Consider the following 5,757-nt stretch of genomic DNA (forward strand, 5'->3'; position numbering starts at 1 on the left):
GATCAAGTCGATGCTGGAGACCCTGTCGGACGCCGGCGCCAACCAGAGCCGCACGGCCGAGCGCCAGGGCCTGTCCGCCGAGCTGCAGCCGATCACCGAGTTCTGCGCCCGCACGATCGCCGGCCGCTACCCCTTCGCCCAGGGCAGCAACAAGGATGCGCTGCCGGACGACTTCGGCCAGCTGTTCGGCGTCGGCGGCATGCTGGATGACTTCTACCAGCGCCGCCTGGCGGCCCTGGTGGACATCGGCGTCACGCCCTGGGCCTACCGGCCGCTGGCAGACGGCAGCAAGCCGCCGGGCGGCGGCGCCGCGCTGGCCGACTTCCAGCGCGCGGCCAAGATCAAGGAGGCCTTCTTCCGCGCCGGCGGCAAGCAGCCCGGCTTCAAGGTGGACATCCGCGTGCTCGAGATGAACGATGGCATGAAAGACCTGACCCTCGACATCGACGGCACGCCGCTGAAGTTCACCGCCGGCAACACCGCGGCGCAGACCATCACCTGGCCCAGCACCAAGATCGCCTCGCAGATCAAGCTCAGCGAGGGCAGCGGCACGCCGGTGCTGTTCGAAGGCCCGTGGGCGCTGATGCGCATGTTCGGCAAGTACGAGATCCAGCCCTCGGCCCAGCCCGAGCGCTTCAGCGTGGTCATCAACCTGGACGGCAAGAAGGCCAAGCTGGAAGTGATCTCGGCCAGCGCGATCAACCCGCTGCGGATGCGGGAGATCCAGCAGTTCAGGTGTCCGGAAAGCTTGTGATCAGGAGAGCGGCGGGACTATTTTTTCGACGTAGGCCGTCGACATCAACGGGCGCAGCGTCGGCCATTTCCGCTCCCAGAAGGGCCCGGCCGGGATCAGCATCGGGTCGATGGCGTCCGCGACGTGCAGGCCCCAGCGCGCGGCGACCTTGCGGCCGGCGTCGTCCAAGGCGAGTTTCTCGATTTCGGAGACGAGTGGCTGGACGGGGCTGCGCCCGAGGCGGGTCGCCTTGGGATCGTGGCGGGAGGCCTGCTCACGCAGATAGGCTCGCGCGACTTCAATGCCAAGACGCAACTGCTCGGCACCCTTGTCGTTCTGCTTGTCGGGCAGTTGGTACAGGTTCGCAAGCCGGCTGGCCAGTACGTGAAACGGATGCATGACCCGCAGCCGCACTGTCTTGCCAAGCTTCATCGTGATCACGCGCTTGAGGATGGCATCCGCACTCAGTCCGAAGACCTTGAAGATCACGTCCACGTTGATGAACTCCTCGTCCGACAGGTCGAGATGCACCTGGCCGACGATCGCCGTCAATGCCTCCGGCCGTGGGAAGCGCGATGTCCCGTTGATAGCCGCTGCGAGACGGCGCACCAAGGCCTTGTCGGCTGCGGAAGGTGTGAAGAAGTCGGTGTCGAGCGTGACAGCCGGCAGGTCATCGGGCAAATCGATCCCGTAGTGGTTCATCCAGAAGCTCAGCGCCTGACCGCCAACCAGGACCGGTTCTTCGCCAGCCGCTTCAAGCAAGCGGTTCACCAGCGCCGGCGGCGTGACCGTCTCCCTGCGCGAAGTCACCACCCGTCGCCCGCCACCTCGGGCTCACATGCCAGCACCGTCGCCTCGCGCGCCCGCTTGCTGTCGATGAAGAACAGGCTGCGGGCCGATCGCTTGCCTTCTACAACCTCCCGCTCGAACTGCTTCTTGCGCTTCTCGATCGAGGCAAAGCCCTTGAACTCGCGCGCGTGGCGCTTGGCATTCAGCTGCTCAAGTATCCGGTCCTTGACTTGAGCATCGCCCTTCAGCAGGGCCGCCGCTTCTTCCATCGTGATGCCCGCCGCATCGAGCGCAGCGCCAAGCCGCGCCCAGAACTCCACCTGCTCGGCCAGCGAGCGGTGCATCGCCTCGCCCGCCTGGGAGGCGAGTTCGTACATGCCGTCGGAGACGCGAATCGATTTGGCCATGCCGAGAGTCTATGTGGCAAAACGCCACATGTCCAACGCTCAGCGGCCTTGCAGAAGCCCTGGCATGTCCAGCCTCACGGCTTGCTCACGTCGAGCTTGGGCGCCGGAGCGCTGCTGCTGAGGCCGCCGGAGACGCCGCCGGCCGCGCCGGCTGCACTGCCTCCTGCGCCGCCGCTCGCACCGCCGGACACGCCACCGCTGAGCGAAGGCGGCTTGACGCCGCCGGTGGCGCCACCGCTGACCCCGGCGCTGAGGCTCGGGGGCTTGATGCCGTCTGTCACGCCGCCGCTGATGCCGCCGCCGATGCCGCCGCTCAGGCTCGGCGGCTTGATGCCGCCCGCCAATCCGCCGGTCAATCCGCCAGTCAATCCACCGCCCAGGCCGCCGCTCACGCCAGCACCACCGGCCGAGACACCGCCGCCGATGCTGAGGCCCGCACCCAGGCCCGCCGCGCCGAGGTTCAGCCCGGCCACGGCCGAGGCCGGATTGCTCAGCAGCGCCACCGGGCAGACGACCATCGCGCAGCTGCCCGCCGGCATGCCCAGCTTGAAGCCGGCCATCGCGTTGAGCAGCATCGCCAGCTGGCCCACGGCGGAAAGATTCGCCGAAGCGACCGCGGCCATGTTCAGACCCGCACCTGCATTGGCGCTGGCGGAAGCCGACGCGCTGGCCGTGGCGGACGCCGACAGCTTGGCCAGGCCCGCCAGCGGCAGGCCGGCCAGCGCCAGCTTCAGCTGCGCCATCGCGTTGACCGACAGCAGGTTGACGCCCAGCCCCAGCTGGATCGTCGCGATCATCGAGAGCACGGCCGACAGCGAGGCCAGCAGGCCGAAGTTGCCGATGCTCGGCAGCCCGGCCATCAGGCTGGCCAGGGCCGAGGCCTGGGCATTGGCGCTCAGCGCGCCGGCGGCATTGAGCTTCAGCCCCAGCGCCGCCATCAGCGAGGCCATCAGGCTGGCATTGGCGCTGACGCTCGCGGAGGCCGAGGCGCTGAGCGCCGCCTGCAGCGCCAGCAGCGCGCCGCTCGCGCGCAGGTCGATGCCGAAGGCCGCGCGCACCGCCAGCACGAGGCCCGCCAGCGCCATCAGCGCCTTCAGGTCCAGCGCCAGCGAGGCCAGCAGGCTCGCGTTCAGGCTCAGCAGGGGCAGGCCGGCGTTGAAGCCCGAGATCGAGGCGGCCAGGCTCGCCTGCACCGAGGCCATCATCGAGGCCGACAGCGCCGCCGAGAGGTTCATGCCCAGCGCCGCCTGCAGCGCCGCATTGAGGCTGGCCATGGCCGAGAGGTTGGCCGCCACCGAAGCCATGGCGCCCAGATTGAGGCCCAGCCCCAGGCCGGCGCCCAGCGAGAGGCTCGCCGCCGCCACCAGGTTCAGCGAGATCGGCGGCACGAGCCCGATCGTCGGCGGCACCAGTCTCAGCTGGGCCGTCAGGCTGGCAAGCTTGGCGGAGCAGAAGCAGGTCATCGTCGGGGTTCTTGGGACTTAAGCGAGGTCATGATAGCGGCTACAGTCGCGAGAGATGAATGAGGCTAACGCCAAACATCCACTGACTGTGGATGAGACGGCGGGCCGTGATGCGAGGGACCCGACTTGAACGAAGACGCTGCCCGCACCGGCTGGTACGGCAAGCTGCCCAGCCTGGGCGACTTTGCCTCGCGCCGCCTCGCGCCGGACCTGATCGAGGCCTGGGACCACTGGCTCGCCGACGGCCTGGCGCACTGGCGCGAAGAGCAGCCCGACACCTGGCTGGACGCCTACCTCGCCGGCCCGAGCTGGCGCTTCGTGCTGATGCCGGGAGTCATTCCCGACAAGACGCCGGGCGCGGAGGGCATGGTCTGCGGCGTGCTGATGCCCTCGGTGGACCGCGTGGGCCGCTACTTCCCGCTGACGCTGATGCACGCCTGCACCCGCGAGGTGGCCGGCACCGAAACCCAGCTGAGCTGGCTGCACCGGCTCGACGACCTGGCGCTGGATGCGCTGCAGGAAGACTGGGAGATCGACCGCTTCGAGGCCGAGCTGGCCCGGCTCGATGCCGATGAAGTAACGCAGCAGCCCGACGCCATCGCCGCCCTGCCCGAGCTGTACCGCGGCCAGGCCTGCTGGTGGCGCATCGGCGACGACGGCCTGCGCCTGACCCACTGCACCGACGGGCTGCCGACGGGCCCCGCCTTCATCGCCCTGCTCAGCGGCCTCTGAACCGCTGCCACACCGACCAAGCAACACCATTCCCACCCACCCGGAGAACAAGACACCATGAGCGACTTCACCCCGAACTTCGGCGGCGTCAGCCTGCCGGCACCGACCTGGGCCCCCAAGCGCCCGCTGCGCATCGCCCTGCTGGGGGACTTCGGCGCCGGCGCGCTGCGCGGCCGGCTCGACAAGGGCGCGGCGCTGGCCAAGCGCAAGCCGCTGAAGGTCGAGTTCGACACGCTGGAAGACGCGCTCGCGCGGCTGGCCCTGAAGCTCACGCTGCCGCTCGGCGCCGAGGGTGCGCCGGTGGAGGTCGAGATCAGCGAGCTGGAGTCCTTCCACCCGGACGAGCTGTACCGCAACCTCGAGGTCTTCTCGGCGCTGGCCTCGCTGCGCAAGCGGCTGAACAACAGCTCGACCTTCGCCGCGGCGGCCGCCGAGGTGCAGGCGATGGGTGGCGAGGCTGCTCAGAGCGCCTCCTGCATCTCCCGCCACGGCCGCGCCCGCGGCGGCGCGCCGGCCGGCAGTGCCAAGCTGGACGACTTCGCCCGCCTGACCGGCCGCGCCAGCGTCAGCAGCCAGGCGGACGACTCGATCGGCACGCTGCTGAAGAACATCGTCGGCCCCTTCGTCAAGCCGGCCGCTGCGCCGAACAAGGACGCGCTGGTCGCCACCGTCGACGCGGCGCTGACCGACGCGATGCGCGCGGTGCTGATGCAGGGCGACTTCCAGAACGCCGAGAGCCTGTGGCGCGGCGTGGACTTCCTGCTGCGCCGGCTGGAAACCAGCCACCAGCTGCAGGTGCACCTGATCGACATCAGCGCCGAGGAACTGGCGGCCGACCTGAGTGCGGTCGATGACCTGTCGGAGTCGGGCCTGTACAAGCTGCTGGTCGAGGCGCCCTCGCAGGATGCCGACGGCGGCTACGGCTACATCGCCGGCCTCTACCAGTTCGAGGCCACGCCGCCGCATGCCGAGCTGCTGGGCCGCGCCGCCCGCGTGGCCGCGCACGCCGGCGCGCCCTTCATCACCGCCATCGTCGCGGACACCTTCACCGATCGCAAGGAAGAGCCGCACCGCCTGGTCAAGCAGGCCTTCACCGCGCTGAAGGAGATGCCCGACGCCTCCTACCTCGCGCTGATGACGCCGGCCTTCCTGCTGCGCCACCCCTACGGCAAGAAGAGCGACCCGATCCAGAGCTTCGCCTTCGAGGAGTTCAGCCGCAGCTCCGGCCTGCGCGGCATGCTGTGGGGCCACCCGGCGCTGCTGGCGCTGTCGGTGCTGTGCGTGCCGGGCGGCAAGCTCGCCATCGACGACCTGGCCTTCCACTACTACGTGGACGAGGATGGCGACAGCATGGCCCTGCCCTGCACCAAGCGCCTGATCAACACCCACGCCGCCGGCATGCTGCGAACCTGGGGCATCAACGGCGTGATGGCCCACAAGGGCGAGGCGCTGGTGCGGCTGGCGGGGCTCTCCGCCATCAACGACGACGGCCTGGCCAGCGGCACTGCGCCGCGCAAGAAGCCCAGCGACAGCCGCGGCGCCATCGGCACGGCCAAGTCCGGCTCCGGCAAGCCCGAGGTCGACTGGGCGCCCGCGCAGCGCACGGCGGGCACGGTGGGTGTCAGCATGACGA

General features: G+C 69.7%; 6 protein-coding genes. 3 read left to right on the top strand and 3 right to left on the bottom strand.

Translation table 11 applies throughout. From position 1 onward, the window contains the following. On the top strand, positions 1–754 hold a 754-nt coding region (locus B0W88_RS29090; protein WP_304442604.1), incomplete at its 5' end, for a type VI secretion IcmF C-terminal domain-containing protein. Here B0W88_RS29090 and B0W88_RS29095 read toward each other — a convergent pair. The 3 genes from B0W88_RS29095 to B0W88_RS35255 form a co-directional block, all read right to left on the bottom strand. Next, positions 755–1,546, bottom strand: a complete 792-nt coding sequence (locus B0W88_RS29095) for a hypothetical protein (RefSeq protein ID WP_077038032.1) — start codon at positions 1,544–1,546, stop codon at positions 755–757. Beyond that, the gene (locus B0W88_RS29100) at positions 1,540–1,929 is read right to left on the bottom strand and encodes a hypothetical protein (protein WP_077038033.1); all 390 of its coding nucleotides are present in this window, start codon (positions 1,927–1,929) and stop codon (positions 1,540–1,542) included. The genes B0W88_RS29095 and B0W88_RS29100 overlap by 7 nt, the downstream gene beginning before the upstream one ends. A 74-nt stretch (positions 1,930–2,003) precedes the next feature. Continuing rightward, positions 2,004–3,392: a hypothetical protein gene (locus B0W88_RS35255; protein ID WP_077038034.1), complete on the bottom strand. Its 1,389-nt coding sequence runs from the start codon at positions 3,390–3,392 to the stop codon at positions 2,004–2,006. Between the two features lie 126 nt (positions 3,393–3,518). On the opposite strand from B0W88_RS35255, the gene tagF reads away from it, so the two are divergent. Both tagF and B0W88_RS29115 read left to right on the top strand, forming a co-directional pair. After that, positions 3,519–4,124, top strand: a complete 606-nt coding sequence (gene tagF, locus B0W88_RS29110) for a type VI secretion system-associated protein TagF (protein WP_077038035.1) — start codon at positions 3,519–3,521, stop codon at positions 4,122–4,124. Between the two features lie 57 nt (positions 4,125–4,181). Next, positions 4,182–5,757 (top strand): type VI secretion system contractile sheath domain-containing protein (locus B0W88_RS29115; RefSeq protein WP_198937971.1); only part of this gene is annotated, 1,576 nt, incomplete at its 3' end.

The sequence above is a fragment of the Pelomonas sp. KK5 genome, assembly GCF_001984095.1.
GTDB lineage: Bacteria > Pseudomonadota > Gammaproteobacteria > Burkholderiales > Burkholderiaceae_C > KK5.